The sequence below is a fragment of the Streptomyces sp. ALI-76-A genome, from assembly GCF_030287445.1.
Classification (GTDB): Bacteria; Actinomycetota; Actinomycetes; order Streptomycetales; family Streptomycetaceae; genus Streptomyces.
On record NZ_JASVWB010000002.1, the window covers coordinates 4,203,176 to 4,215,851 of the forward strand.

General features: G+C 64.9%; 11 protein-coding genes and 2 pseudogenes. 7 read left to right on the top strand and 6 right to left on the bottom strand.

The window, feature by feature from the left end; genetic code table 11:
* The first annotated feature begins 243 nt into the window (after window positions 1-243).
* Genes QQS16_RS19575 through QQS16_RS19590 form a run of 4 tightly spaced genes read left to right on the top strand, consistent with a single transcriptional unit; the run spans window position 244 to window position 3,845 of the window.
* Entirely contained in the window at window positions 244-1,677 is a 1,434-nt protein-coding gene (locus QQS16_RS19575) for an MFS transporter (protein ID WP_286063131.1), read from the top strand.
* A gap of 60 nt (window positions 1,678-1,737) precedes the next feature.
* Window positions 1,738-2,256 carry a hypothetical protein gene (locus QQS16_RS19580; RefSeq protein WP_286063132.1) on the top strand — a complete coding sequence of 173 codons (519 nt, stop codon included), beginning with the start codon at window positions 1,738-1,740 and terminating at the stop codon, window positions 2,254-2,256.
* Between the two features lie 19 nt (window positions 2,257-2,275).
* On the top strand, window positions 2,276-3,001 hold the full coding sequence (locus tag QQS16_RS19585; RefSeq protein WP_286063133.1) for a futalosine hydrolase: 726 nt from the start codon (window positions 2,276-2,278) through the stop codon (window positions 2,999-3,001).
* Window positions 2,985-3,845 (top strand): 1,4-dihydroxy-6-naphtoate synthase, encoded by an 861-nt coding sequence (locus QQS16_RS19590; RefSeq protein ID WP_286063134.1) that lies wholly within the window; start codon window positions 2,985-2,987, stop codon window positions 3,843-3,845. The genes QQS16_RS19585 and QQS16_RS19590 overlap by 17 nt, the downstream gene beginning before the upstream one ends.
* A 19-nt stretch (window positions 3,846-3,864) precedes the next feature.
* Here QQS16_RS19590 and QQS16_RS19595 read toward each other — a convergent pair whose 3' ends face one another.
* Window positions 3,865-4,248 (bottom strand): cold-shock protein, encoded by a 384-nt coding sequence (locus QQS16_RS19595; protein ID WP_286063135.1) that lies wholly within the window; start codon window positions 4,246-4,248, stop codon window positions 3,865-3,867.
* Between the two features lie 161 nt (window positions 4,249-4,409).
* Window positions 4,410-4,724, bottom strand: coding sequence for a recombinase family protein (locus tag QQS16_RS19600; protein ID WP_286066385.1), 315 nt, complete (start codon window positions 4,722-4,724; stop codon window positions 4,410-4,412).
* 796 nt (window positions 4,725-5,520) lie between these two features.
* Between QQS16_RS19600 and QQS16_RS19605 the strand changes: the two genes are divergently transcribed.
* Window positions 5,521-6,069, top strand: coding sequence for a hypothetical protein (locus QQS16_RS19605; RefSeq protein WP_286063136.1), 549 nt, complete (start codon window positions 5,521-5,523; stop codon window positions 6,067-6,069).
* Between the two features lie 441 nt (window positions 6,070-6,510).
* On the opposite strand, the gene QQS16_RS19610 is transcribed toward QQS16_RS19605, so the two are convergent.
* From QQS16_RS19610 to QQS16_RS19620, 3 genes and pseudogenes are all read right to left on the bottom strand, one after another.
* On the bottom strand, window positions 6,511-7,095 hold the full coding sequence (locus QQS16_RS19610) for a hypothetical protein (RefSeq protein ID WP_286063137.1): 585 nt from the start codon (window positions 7,093-7,095) through the stop codon (window positions 6,511-6,513).
* Window positions 7,096-7,214: 119 nt separating this feature from the next.
* Window positions 7,215-7,760: pseudogene (locus QQS16_RS19615) on the bottom strand (XRE family transcriptional regulator); the annotation flags it as partial.
* Between the two features lie 363 nt (window positions 7,761-8,123).
* Window positions 8,124-9,740 (bottom strand): recombinase family protein, encoded by a 1,617-nt coding sequence (locus QQS16_RS19620; protein ID WP_286063138.1) that lies wholly within the window; start codon window positions 9,738-9,740, stop codon window positions 8,124-8,126.
* Between the two features lie 266 nt (window positions 9,741-10,006).
* On the opposite strand from QQS16_RS19620, the pseudogene QQS16_RS19625 reads away from it, so the two are divergent.
* Window positions 10,007-11,382 (top strand): annotated as a pseudogene (locus tag QQS16_RS19625) (IS1380 family transposase).
* Window positions 11,383-11,614: 232 nt separating this feature from the next.
* Window positions 11,615-11,863, top strand: a complete 249-nt coding sequence (locus tag QQS16_RS19630) for a hypothetical protein (RefSeq protein ID WP_286063139.1) — start codon at window positions 11,615-11,617, stop codon at window positions 11,861-11,863.
* Here QQS16_RS19630 and QQS16_RS19635 read toward each other — a convergent pair.
* Window positions 11,842-12,507, bottom strand: coding sequence for an HAD family hydrolase (locus QQS16_RS19635; RefSeq protein WP_286063140.1), 666 nt, complete (start codon window positions 12,505-12,507; stop codon window positions 11,842-11,844). The two genes, QQS16_RS19630 and QQS16_RS19635, sit on opposite strands and share 22 nt — an antisense overlap.
* Between the last annotated feature and the right edge of the window lie 169 nt (window positions 12,508-12,676).

A 12,676-nucleotide genomic window follows, 5' to 3' on the forward strand; every position in this document is an offset into this window, starting at 1 on the left:
CTCTCGGGTGCGTCTGCCGGGGGCGACGAGGCGGACGGAGCGGACCCGGGGACCGCGTCGACGTCCACGCCCGCTCACGCTCGGGCGCACCTGTACCACCCATTCTGCGGGATGGCTGAGATACGCACGCTACCTGTTCGCCGCCGCTTGGCCTACACCGACGGGACTGTTCCGCGTCAGAAGTGCGCGTCCATACGCGCGGTAACTGCACTACGCACGGCTTTCTCGGGGCACTATGTCGGGGTGGTAGCCGCGAAAACACCCCAAGGTGCCACCGGGGTCGGTGGGTCCAAAGGGATCAAGGGGAGCAGTGCAGACAGCGGATCGGGCCGGTTCGGCGGCTCCGTCCGCGCGATCGGCCGCGCCCTCCACCTTCCCGTCACAGGACCCGCCCGAGGTATCCGCAAGGCGACCCATGCGCACGGGGCCGGTGAGTCCGGACTCGGCAAGCTGATCGAGTTGCACGGCGTGAACGGCGCCGGAGACGTGATGATCACGGTCGCGCTCGCGTCCACCGTGTTCTTCTCGGTCCCCACGGACGAGGCCCGGGGCCGGGTCGCGCTGTACCTGGCGATCACCATGGCCCCCTTCACGGTCCTCGCCCCGGTGATCGGCCCCCTCCTGGACCGCCTCCCGCACGGCCGCCGCGCGGCGATGGCGGGCGCGATGCTCGCCCGGGCGATGCTCGCGCTGATCCTCTCCGGAGCGGTCGCCAGCGGCAGCCTGGAGCTGTATCCGGCGGCGCTCGGCGTACTGGTCTCGTCGAAGGCGTACGGCGTGATCAGAAGCGCGGTCGTGCCACGTCTGCTGCCCCCCGCGTTCTCCCTGGTGAAAGCGAACTCCCGGGTCACCCTCGGCGGACTCCTGGCGACCGGGATCGCGGCCCCGATCGCGGCGGGACTCCAGGCGGTCGGCCCGCGCTGGCCGCTCTACGGCGCCTTCGTGATCTTCATCGCCGGGATGTTCCTGTCCTTCTCCCTGCCGCCGAAGGTCGACTCGGCCAAGGGCGAGGACGTGGCGCTGCTCGCCGCGGACGAGGACCACCTGCACGGGCCGCACCTCAAACCGGTCAAGCGCCCCGGGCTGCGCACGGTCGGCACCGCCGTCACCCACGCCCTCGGCGCCAACGCCGCCCTGCGCTGCCTCTCCGGCTTCCTGATCTTCTTCCTCGCCTTCCTGCTGCGGGAGCACCCGCTGACCGGGGAGAGCGCGGCCGTGTCGCTGGGCATAGTGATCGCCGCAGCGGGCACCGGCAACGCGCTCGGCACGGCGGTCGGGGCGTGGCTCAGGTCGAAGGCGCCGGAGGTCATCATCGTGACCGTGGTGGCCTGCGTGCTGGGCGCGGCGATCACCGCGGCCGTCTTCTTCGGCGCGTTCCTGGTCGCGTGTCTGGCGGGCGTCGCCGGGTTCGCGCAGGCCCTCGCCAAGCTGTCCCTGGACGCGCTGATCCAGCGGGACGTGCCGGAACAGGTGCGCACGTCGGCGTTCGCGCGCTCCGAGACACTGCTCCAGATGTCCTGGGTGTTCGGCGGCGCGGTCGGCATCGTGATGCCCCTCAACGGCACGCTGGGCCTCTTCGTGGGCGCCTCCTTCGTCGCCGTCGGGTGGCTGGCCACCGTCAGGGGCCTGCTGACCTCGGCCCGCCACGGCGGCCCCGCCCGGCCCAGAGTGGCGTGACCACGGCACGCCGCACCCCCGCGTAGCGGCGCGGGTGGGCGTGCCCGATAGCCTTCCGCCATGACCACGCTGCCCCGCGGCGAAGCCGCTGATGTACACCGGGCTGTGCGACGCCGCCGCGCCGTCGCCGCCGCCGGCGCCGTTTCCGCCGGACTGCTCGTCCTGACGGCCTGCGACAAGCCGACGCCGCGCACCACCGTGACCGTCGGCAGTGACTCGGTGAGCGCCGAGGCCACCTGCTACGACGACGGCAAGGACATCGGCCGCGAAGAGGCCACCAAGTGCGCCGGGAAGAAGACGTCGGACACGATCGAGGTGCCGCAGAGCGAGACCCTGCGCATCGGCGTCGACCCCGAGGTCGCGGACACCGGCTGGGCGCTGTGGATCAACGGCCAGCAGGTCACCAGCGTGTACAAGAAGACGTACTACTCGTTCCAGGGCGTCGACCTGTTCGCCGACCAGCAGGGCCAGGCCGCCCCGAAGACGCTGAACATCAGCGTCGTCGAGCAGAACAAGGCCGCCGAGAGCGACACGTTCAAGGGTGTGTGGAACTTCAAGCTGGAGAACGCGGACTCCTGATCCGCGCCCCCTTCCTGCCATGGGCCGACCCCTGCGCGTCCTCGTAGCCACCGCAGTGCCCGTCGAACGGGACGCGGTGGCCCGCGCGTTCCCCGGCCCCGCCCGGGAGGTGCGGCTGCCCGGGACGGTCCTGCACCGGCTGCCCGGCGGGTACGACCTCCTCGCCGCCGGGGTGGGTCCCGCGCCGGCCGCCGCCGCCACGGCGACCGCGCTCACCGCCGCCGCCCTCGAAGGCACCCCCTACGACCTCGTCGTCTCGGCCGGCATCGGCGGCGGTTTCCCGCCCGGGGCACCCGTCGGCTCGCTCGTCGTCGCGGACGAGATCACCGTCGCCGACCTGGGCGCCGAGACGGCCGACGGGTTCCTTCCGGTGACCGAGCTGGGCTTCGGGGCCGTCACCCACCGTCCACCGGAATCACTCGTACGAGCGGCCGTGTCGGCGACCGGAGCGCACGCCGGCACGGTGCTGACCGTGTCGACCGTGACCGGGACCGCCGCCCGCGCCGCCGCGCTGCGCACCCGCCACCCCCGGGCCCTCGCCGAGGCCATGGAGGGCTTCGGCGTCGCCGAGGCCGCCGCCGCGCACGCCGTGCCGGTGCTGGAGCTGCGCGCGGTCTCCAACCCGGTCGGCCCGCGCGACCGTGCCGCCTGGCGCGTCGGCGACGCGCTGGCGGCCTTGACGGCCGGCTTCGGGAAGCTCGCGCCCGTACTGGAGAGTTGGAACCCTCATGACCGCACGCACTGAGCCCGAGCCGCTACAGATCGCCTACTCCCCCTGCCCGAACGACACCTTCGTCTTCGACGCCCTCGCCCACGGCCGACTGCCCGGGGCGCCCGCACTCGACGTGACCTTCGCGGACATCGACCTGACCAACGGCATGGCCGAGCGCGGCGAGTTCGACGTGCTGAAGGTGTCGTACGCCGTGCTGCCGTACGTCCTCGACCAGTACGCCCTGCTGCCCTGCGGGGGTGCGCTGGGCCGGGGCTGCGGGCCGCTGGTGCTGACCCGGCACGAGGACGCCGACCTCACCGGCCGTACGGTCGCCGTGCCCGGCGAGAGGTCGACGGCCTATCTGCTGTTCCGGCTCTGGGCGGCGGACACGCTGCCCGGCGGGGTCGGCGAGATCGTGGTGCTGCCGTTCCACGAGATCATGCCCGCCGTGCGGGACGGGAAGGTCGACGCGGGACTCGTCATCCACGAGGCGCGTTTCACGTACCGGAACTACGGGCTGCACAAGCTCGCGGACATGGGCGAGCACTGGGAGGCGACGACCGGGCTGCCGATCCCGCTGGGCGCGATCATCGCCAAGCGGTCCCTGGGCACGGAGACGCTGACGCTGCTCGCCGAGTCCCTCCGCAGGTCCGTGCGCGCGGCCTGGGACGACCCCGAGGTCTCCCGCCCGTACGTCATGGAGCACGCCCAGGAGATGGACCCGTCCGTCGCCGACCAGCACATCGGGCTGTACGTCAACGAGTTCACCGCCGACCTCGGTGAGGACGGCCGTGCGGCGGTCCGGGGTCTGCTCACCCGTGCGGCGGCCGAGGGACTGGTACCGCCCCTCGGCCCGGACGCGCTCGACTTCCCGTGAGCCGCGAGTCCGTCGCGGTCTACACGTCCAACTGGTCGGCGACCGCGCGCAGCAGGCCCGCGATCTTCTTGCCGGAGACCTTGTCGGGGTAGCGGCCCTTCTCCAGCATCGGGGTGATGTTCTCGAGAAGGGTCGTCAGGTCCTGCACGATGGAGGCCAGTTCGTCCGGCTTCCTGCGGGTGGCGGCCGCGACCGACGGGGTCGGGTCCAGAATCGTGAGCGAAAGCGCCTGGTCACCGCGCTGCCCGGCGACCACTCCGAACTCCACCCGCTGTCCGGGCTTGAGTGTCTCGACTCCGGCGGGGAGGACCGAGGAATGGACGAAGACGTCACCGCCGTCGTCACGGGAGAGAAAGCCGAAGCCCTTCTCACTGTTGAACCACTTGACCTTGCCAGTCGGCAAAGCACACACTCCCTCGATCACTCCCGGACTGACCCCGGACGCCCTTGAACTGCCGTCGAAACACCTTACCGGGGGTCTCTCCAACCCAACACGCCTTAAAACGAGGCTGAGCCCCTACCTGTGTCGGCAGAGGCTCAAAGTGGTGGGGGAAGTGTGAGGGGCTACCCAATGCGCCGGTACAGGGTGGCGCGGGAGACTCCAAGAGCCTTGGCAATGGCACTGACACTCTCCCCCTTGGCCTTACGAGCCTTGGCGACAGTCAGCACGTCCTCAGTGATGACGGTGGGACGTCCACCGGTACGCCCCTGAGCCTTGGCAGCGTCCAGACCAGCGCGAGTGCGCTCAACGATCATGTCTCGCTCAAGCTCAGCAAAGGCAACCATCATCGTAAAGAAGAACTTGCCTTCCCCTTTGGGCGAGTAGTTACCGGCGAGAAGTACCGTGAGGATGCGGAGCGCGATTCCACGGGAGTGCAGATAAGGGAAGAGAAGTCAGAGACAGTAATTCAGTAGACCAGGGGAAAGTCCTGGCTGACACTAATACCGCCTTCGGCGGAATGGGTATCCCTGGCGATTCCATAGGAGATAGAGGCTTTCCCTGGTCTACCTGATTACGGGACTCAGATACTTAGTTCTTCCCTGGCTTGCCTGATTAGACATTCCCGGACTTCTCTATTGCCATTCCATTGAATATGGAATACCTCAGCCGGCTCGGGGTGCAGAATTGCCTTTCTTTCGTAATTGAATAAGGCTACTTAATGCGAATCCATAGGGAAATTCACCTAGGACACCCGGTTTCCGTAGGTATCTCGGCTAGAAGGAGTTACTACTGTTGACCCCCTAAACGAAAGAGGCCGATACCTCCGAGTTCGGAGATACCGGCTTTTCCCTTGACTAGTTACTACTTTGGATAGTGCATCGTCATCGTGCGATGAGTTTTCACTACCATCTTTGCATCTTGTAGAGCGGTAGAATCAAGCACTTGGTTCCTGACTGGTTCGTCCCTGGCTCGATGGACAGAATCTCTACTGTCTTCCCATTCCAGAGCCTCAGATGGTCACCCGCCTTCAACTTCTTCGCTGGCTTTCTTACCGGTGAGCTGATGGTTACCTCCTCCTTTCCTCAACTTCCCCTTCCATCATCTCACCCACCACTGACAAACGAGAAGGACAGATTCCGCTTACGGCCGGGGCCGACGTTTGCTCCTTCCCCAGTCGTGTTTCGCGAAGTTGACCACCGGGTAGGACCGTGTCTCTGGCCACGTGGGGGTTTGATGGATTCGCAACTCATTGCTGCTCTCCTTGGAGGCACAGGCGTAGCCACAGGTGGGCTTATCGCTGGCGCGTTCAGTCTCCTGAAGGGGAGGCAGGAGAACGCCACTCAGGAGCGAAAGCACCAATTGGAAGAGCGTTCACGGCATCGAGACGTACGCAGGGATATCTATGCCCAGTTCCTCAAAAAGGCAGGACAAGTCTCTGAGCTAGAAGCCAAGCGACTTCATGACGCTGAGCAGAGTGTAATCTTAAGGGAAATCACCAGAGCGGGAAACAGGGGGCAAAAGGAATACACGGACCAGTATGCTGCTCCGTTGAAGGACGCCATGGGAGAACTAATCGGGCTCGCTTTCCTGGTGGAGCTGGAAGGTCCCGAATCTCTTGTGCCACTCGCTCAGTCCGTGGTCGTTGTTCACAGAGAAGTGCAGGACATCATTCAGAAAAACAGAGCCGACCACGGTTCCAGGAGTTGGGGAGGCATACAGGCAGGAACTCCGACCCGCTGGCATCCAGAGACCAATCCTTGGTGGGAAGGAGACGACTGGTAGACGTACGACCATTGGACAGCAGGACACGAAAGCGAAGATGGTCCCCACGAGTGATGCTGTTCCTAGCCACTGAGAAGCGGTAGATCGTGCCATCAAGGGCGGGGATTACCGGGGCCACGGTCCCCCACCTGTTATTTGGATCGAACCCTCTGCTGCCCTTCACCATCTGGAATCGCCGCTTGTTGTATCTCGACTCATAACGGCAGAGTTCAACACGCTCAAGAGTTACGGGAGTCGTGCCATTGTTGATGAGCCGAAGAACGAAGACATGAGTGGCGTCCTTTTTCTCTTGCTCGGGTGCCGATACGTTGGTACGCCATAGCCGAACCTGAATCTTGGGCCGGACACGTCTGAACGTGCGGTACGAGACGAACGCGTTGACGCCTGTAATCGCTGCGCTTGCCGACGACACCACGATGGCAATTTCGGGTAGGTCCATGGTTACTCCACATCTTCCAATTCATCAAAGGAGAGCTGTCGGTGCAGGGGTGACTCATATCCTAGGTGCGCTGCATGTGCTTTCACATACTCCATCAGGTCGTTGAATTCAAACCAGACCTGATCTTTCTTTGACATCCACTTGCTCACCATCTTTGATTTTTTGGTAAGAGTCACCTCCACCCTGACTCTCCTAATGTATGGAATAAGCTCCTGCATCATGCCGGTGGGTTCGACTTGAAGATTCATTTCCCCCATTGCCGGTATGGCTTCTTCTGTGTCGCCCTTGATTACGTCGAGCGCTGTATAGCAAGGCCCGTCATCGATGGGTACGAGCTCTTGCGGTGCCAGATCGACCCTCAGAGAAAGGTGTCTGACTTTGATCTCGCTCTGGCTCGTATTGGTGATATCCACCAGGAAAACTCCCATGGGGTCTTCCCATTCGTGAGCCCCGAATATGAACCATTTTGTATCTACGTCGGCACGTGGTCTGACACGCCTGTAAGTGGACCAAGAGGCAACCATGTTTGCCACTGTTCCAACGGCGCCGAATAGAGCTACTGCGAGAGCCCAAGCTGCAAGCGACATGGCCCAAGGATGCCCACCCGTAAGCCCGTTGGACCCAGACTTGAGGAACATCTGCGGTTGGGCATGAGAGAGCCCCTGGACGTCCCGTATCCAGGGGCCCTCTAGGTCATGCTGGCTCTTCAGGCTTCCGGTCGGACGTTCCACTTCTCCAGAGCAGCCTTGTTGGTCGACGCGTCCTTGAACTCCAGGGTCCAGGGACCCGTGTTGACGTCGAACTCCTTGCCGAACCCGAGCCACTTACCGACCATCCGGCGTCCAGTCGGCTCAATGAGCATCTGAACTGCACCGTGATACCGCGCTCCCGCGTAGTACCCCTCAGTGTAGTACCCCTCAGTTGCCGTCTCCTCCACCCACGTTCCCGTGACCACGTTCCCGTCAAGGGTCAGATCCATGGTGAGAGGAGAGTTCGAATTCAAGGATGCATCAGGCAGAGAGCGAACCGTGAGCTTGTTGCCATGCTGGAGCAGCACGACGTAGTGAAGCCCCGTGAACGTCTCGTCACGGCCACTGGAGAAGAACTCATACCGGCTGAGCCAGATACCCGAGTAGTTCCCGTTCGGTGTCCTGGTGGCCGTCTGAGCCGTCTGCGTGGTGGAGCTGGGAGCCGTGGCCGACGACGGCTCAAGGTCGTGCCCTCCTTGTCCATCGCTCTGGACGCTTGCCAGAGCACTGATCACAGACCCTGATGACGCGGTAGCCGTAGCTCACGAACTAGGTATGTCCGGCCCCGGTTGGACGGTATGGGCGCACCGTGAACACGCTCCCCTGGTGAAGCCGGATGAGGCTCCCATTCGCATCCTGGCGCGCGTCCTGGTGGCCAAGCTGACTTCCCCTGATGCGGAGTGGCGCAAAGAACCCTAGAGCCGTTCCGGCTACTGCCCAAACCCCATAGGAATCTAGGCACTCGAAAGACCAGGGCACCCCCGATTGATATCGAATCGTTAAAGGTAGGGGGGTCGAATTCATAAACAATTCAGGAAAAGAATAAGGCCCCGCTATTCAGCGGAGCCTTATCTTTATGCATTCCTTTATAGAGCGAACGCCAATGCCTTCCATCGATATTCTTCGGGTACGTTATGGCTAATCACCATTCTCGTCATCTTCCCCTTCTTGCCAGGGCGTGAGAGCGCTAGCTCATTTGCCATGGTCTGGATATCTCCCAGATCCATGACCATTCCTCGGTCGTTCTCTTCCGCTCCCTTATCCCAAGCCCAGACCTTTACTTGGTAAGTCCGCAGGAATTCCCTACGGTCTTCCTGGTCTTTGGCTTCCCAGACTTCCCCGTACTTCTTACCCGTTGCCTTGAGAGCCGGGTTAGCCCTTTCCTCTTCCTGCTTAGTCAGGAGAGCAACCTTTGCCGACAGACTCTTGTGCATACGGCGGTAGGACTCCTCCTGTCCCTCTCCGTCGTACTCCCCCGCCAGGAAGTCAGCTTCCAGCTTTTCCAGGCGTGCCCTAGCTGACTCGAGTTCCCTTGCCTGAGAGGGGCCCGTACCGGCTCGCTCGTACATGTCCCACGTGCCTACGCTTCCCCGAATCTCCTGGTCAACCCACGTGTCCAGGAGATCAGCACGGACGTAGAGACCCTGTGTGCACGCTCCGCCCTTGAACTTATTGGAGCAGCGGTAATACCGGTGTCCGGGAATTCGCTTTCCGTCTTTCCTGGTGTGCCCGGAATTCAGGAGAGAAGTAACCGGCGCTCCACAGTTACCACACCGAGCAATACCGGCAAGCAGGCTTTTAGCGCCGGTACGGTTTTCCGTTCCCACAGGCTTGGGAGCCGGTTTAATCCTGTCGACCAAATCCGTCCATTCATCCATGGACGTGAGAGGCTTTTCAGGGAGAATGACCGGCTCTCCCTGGTCATCCAAAACAGCCTCCCCTTTATAGGCGTAGATACCAGGGACCCAAGAGGACCGGATGAACTTATTGATGATGGTCGATTGCCACTGAGTTCCCTTAGTTTCCTCCCCCTTCAACTTCCTGAGATGGTCTCCCCATGTGAGTACGCCACGGCCGTTGAAGTCTCGGGCGATTCTGTGTGTGGACTGACCCTCACGGACACGAGAGAAGATCTCTTCCACGTAGGGGTGGAAGTCCTGGTCAATCTCCAGAACCTTCCTCTTGCCTCCCTCTACGGCTTTGATGCGGTAGCCGGTAGGCGGAGCACCTGTGAGCCATGAACGGTTCTCTAGGCGGCTCTGTACGCCGTTGAGGATGCGCGCCTGAATGGTGTCCCACTCAGCCTCAGCAAAGACGGCAGTCATACGAGCCATCATCTTTCCCTGAGGCGTGCTCAGGTCGAATCCCTCTTCAACGCAGACGATGAACTTCCCGTTCTGCTGCGCCCACTCCAAGAGTTCGTTGAAGTGCATCGAGCGACGGGTAAGCCTGTCCATCTTGGCTGCAATGATCACGTCGAACTCATCGGCGCGGGACGTCAGCCACTTACCGAGCCTCGGACGCTTGAAGGGAGAGATGGAGCCTGAGACGTCTGTGTCCTCTGCCTCGCCCACCAGGACGCCGGACAGGAGCGGAGAGCTGACGTGGTGTCGGATCACGCCACGCTGCCACTCGATGGACGTCGAGCCGTCCGAGTCGGCAGACAGGCGGAGACAGGCGAGGTAGCGCAGACCAGGTGTCATGAGGGGAGCGTAGCGCTCTCTGTGTGCCTAGGTAACCGGCTTGACCTTGCCGGTTGGCACGTCTGTCCTCGTCCTCGTACTCGTCGGAAAACTGGCGATGAACGGCTGGGGCGGGTCGTCCGGACCCGCCGGTTCCCAGGCTAACCTCACGCTTTCATGAAGCAGGCTGTCCGGCAGGTGGTCAGCTCAGCGAAAAGTGCCCCTGACCAGCAAGAATGAGGATTGTCGAGGTCCTTGTTCCCGCTGAAACCAGAGGCACTTTCCAGGTGAAGCAGCCTATAGGTTCCTATCCCCTTGTGCGTGTTCAGGGTGACGGCCGTCAGGTCTTCTCCCAGGCCGGGTCCGTCCTGCTGGTCGAAACGGTCCGCAAAGCCGGTCTCGACCGGGTGTTGTCCTCAGCGCTTGCTCCGTGGCGGAAGCCGCGGGCCGTCCACGACCCGGCCAAGATCCTCCTGGACGTCGCGCTGGCGGTCGCACTCGGCGGGGACTGTCTCGCCGACATCGCAACGCTGCGGGCCGAGCCGGCCGTGTTCGGGCCGGTCGCCTCCGACCCGACGGTCTCCCGCCTGATCGACACCCTTGCCGCCTCGAGCGAGAAGGCACTGACCGCCATCCGCGCGGCCCGGTCCGAAGTCCGCGTCCGGGTCTGGACGTTGGCCCGCGACCGGGCTCCGGACGCCGGTGGGCAAGTCACCGTGGATCTGGACGGAGTGCTGGTCATCGCCCACTCGGACAAGCAGGACGCCGCCCCGACCTGGAAGAAGACCTACGGTCACCACCCGCTGATGGGCTTCGTCGACCACGGCCCCGGTGGCACCGGTGAACCTGTCGCCTGCCTTCTGAGGGCGGGCAACGCGGGCTCGAACACGGCCGCCGACCACATCGAGGCCGCCCGCCTCTCCCTCGCCCAGCTGCCCACGAAGTACCGGCGCGGGCGACAGACCTTGATCCGCTGCGATTCCGCGGGCGGCACCCACGAGTTCGTCGCCTGGCTCGCCCAGCGCGGGCGTTGGCTGTCCTACTCGGTCGGCATGGTGATCACCGAGGCCATTCACCAGCACGTTCTGAAGATCCCGGCATCGGCATGGACGCCGGCCGTCGAGACCGGCGGCGAGGTCCGCGACGGGGCCTGGGTCGCTGAACTCACCGGCGACCTGCTTGAGGGCTGGCCGAAGGGCATGCGGCTGATCGTCCGCAAGGAACGGCCGCATCCCGGGGCCCAGTTGAGAATCACGGATGCGGACGGCATGCGGATCACCTGCTTTGCCACCAACACCGCCGGCCGTCCCATCGCCGAACTCGAGCTCCGTCACCGGCTGCGGGCCCGGGCCGAGGACCGCATCCGAGCTGCCGCGCGACGGGCCTGCGGAACCTGCCCCTGCACGACACCGCACAGAACAAGGTCTGGCTGGAGATCGTCCAGATCGCTCTCGACCTGCTGGCCTGGATGCCCATGCTCGCCCTGACCGGCCAGACCCGGCTCTGGGAACCCCGCCGCCTCCGCTTCCGCCTGTTCTCCGCAGCCGCCCAGCTCGTCACCACCGGCCCGCGCCGCATCCTCCGCCTCGCCCGCCACTGGCCCTGGACCCGGGAGATCACAGACGCCCTCGCACGGCTCGCACTCCTGCCGAACCCGGGCTGACCAGCAGCTTCCCTACCCCTGCGAGTAGCACCACCCCACCCGGAGCAGTGGAACCCGGCGCCCACCCGACGCGACACTCGGGCCCACAGCCTGCCCGGCATCAGCCACCGAAAGCGAAACGGCCCACCGACTCCGTCGGCGGACCGTCACGAAAGATCGAGGCTAATGGTCTTCAGGCGGGTGACAAGACGTCGCCCGGCTGTTCCTTCGCGCTGGGAACTACCCTGGTCCGGTGCGTGACAAAACCCAAACGAATTCCGCCGAGCCCGGTGACCGGCTGATCCGCGCCGGTGCGCTCGTGTTCTTCCTCGGCGCGGTGGCCACTCTGGTCACCGTGGCCCCGTTCCTTCTCGGTACGACGCCTTTTCCGACGTACATGTTCGGCCTGAGCATGCTCATGGGTGTCGGGTTCGCCCTGGCCGGTGCGGGCGTGCTGCGGTCGATCGCGGCGGGCCGCCGTCAGGCGCGGGCCGGGCGGTAGGCGGCGAGCCAGGCCGGGAACTCGGTGAGGTCGGTGAGGACGACGTCCGCGCCGGCGGCGGCCAGCTCCTCCCGGTCGCAGGGGCCGGTGGCCACGGCGACCGGGACGGCCTCGGCGGCCCGGGCACCGCGGACGTCTCCGACGTGGTCGCCGACGTAGACCGTCGCCCCGTGCTCGCGCAGCGCCTGTGCCTTCTGCTCCGCCCACAGGTCGCCGACGACCGCGTCCGGCTCGATGCCCAGGTGCTCCAGGTGCAGCTTGGCGTTGGGCTCGTGCTTGGCGGTGACGACGACCGCCCGCCCGCCGGCCGCGCGCACCGCCGCGATCGCCTCGCGGGCGCCCGGCAGCGCGGGCGTCGGAACGATGGCGATCGACGGGTACATCGAGCGGTACAGGTCGGCCATGGCCTCCACCTCGCCCGCCGGGAACCAGTGGACCAGCTCCTGGGCGAGCGGCGGCCCCAGCCGCGTGACCGCCAGGTCGGCGTCGATGTACGTCCCCGTCCGCTCGGCCAGCGCCAGGTAGCAGGCGCGGATACCGGGCCGGGAGTCGATCAGGGTCATGTCGAGGTCGAAGCCGACGGTCGGGGCGGGCGCGGAAGCGGGGTCGGGGTCGGGGAAGGCGGGTTCGGTCGTGGAGGCCATGGGCGCCATTGTGCCCAGCCCCGGTGACGGACGGACGTCCGGCGGCCGACGGCGCCGTCCGACGACAGCACCGACACCCGGCGCCCTGGTCACGGCATCAGGCATCCGGCGAGGCGTCCGGTGCCCGGCGGCGTCCAGGTCCGGCCTCCGGCGCCCGGGTCCGGCCATC

Coding starts and splice junctions, on each gene's coding strand:
- QQS16_RS19620 (WP_286063138.1), bottom strand. CDS start 9,740: ATGACACCTGGTCTGCGCTACCTCGCCTGTCTCCGCCTGTCTGCCGAC.
- QQS16_RS19605 (WP_286063136.1), top strand. CDS start 5,521: ATGGATTCGCAACTCATTGCTGCTCTCCTTGGAGGCACAGGCGTAGCC.
- QQS16_RS19580 (WP_286063132.1), top strand. CDS start 1,738: ATGACCACGCTGCCCCGCGGCGAAGCCGCTGATGTACACCGGGCTGTG.
- QQS16_RS19610 (WP_286063137.1), bottom strand. CDS start 7,095: ATGTCGCTTGCAGCTTGGGCTCTCGCAGTAGCTCTATTCGGCGCCGTT.
- QQS16_RS19585 (WP_286063133.1), top strand. CDS start 2,276: ATGGGCCGACCCCTGCGCGTCCTCGTAGCCACCGCAGTGCCCGTCGAA.
- QQS16_RS19635 (WP_286063140.1), bottom strand. CDS start 12,507: ATGGCCTCCACGACCGAACCCGCCTTCCCCGACCCCGACCCCGCTTCC.
- QQS16_RS19590 (WP_286063134.1), top strand. CDS start 2,985: ATGACCGCACGCACTGAGCCCGAGCCGCTACAGATCGCCTACTCCCCC.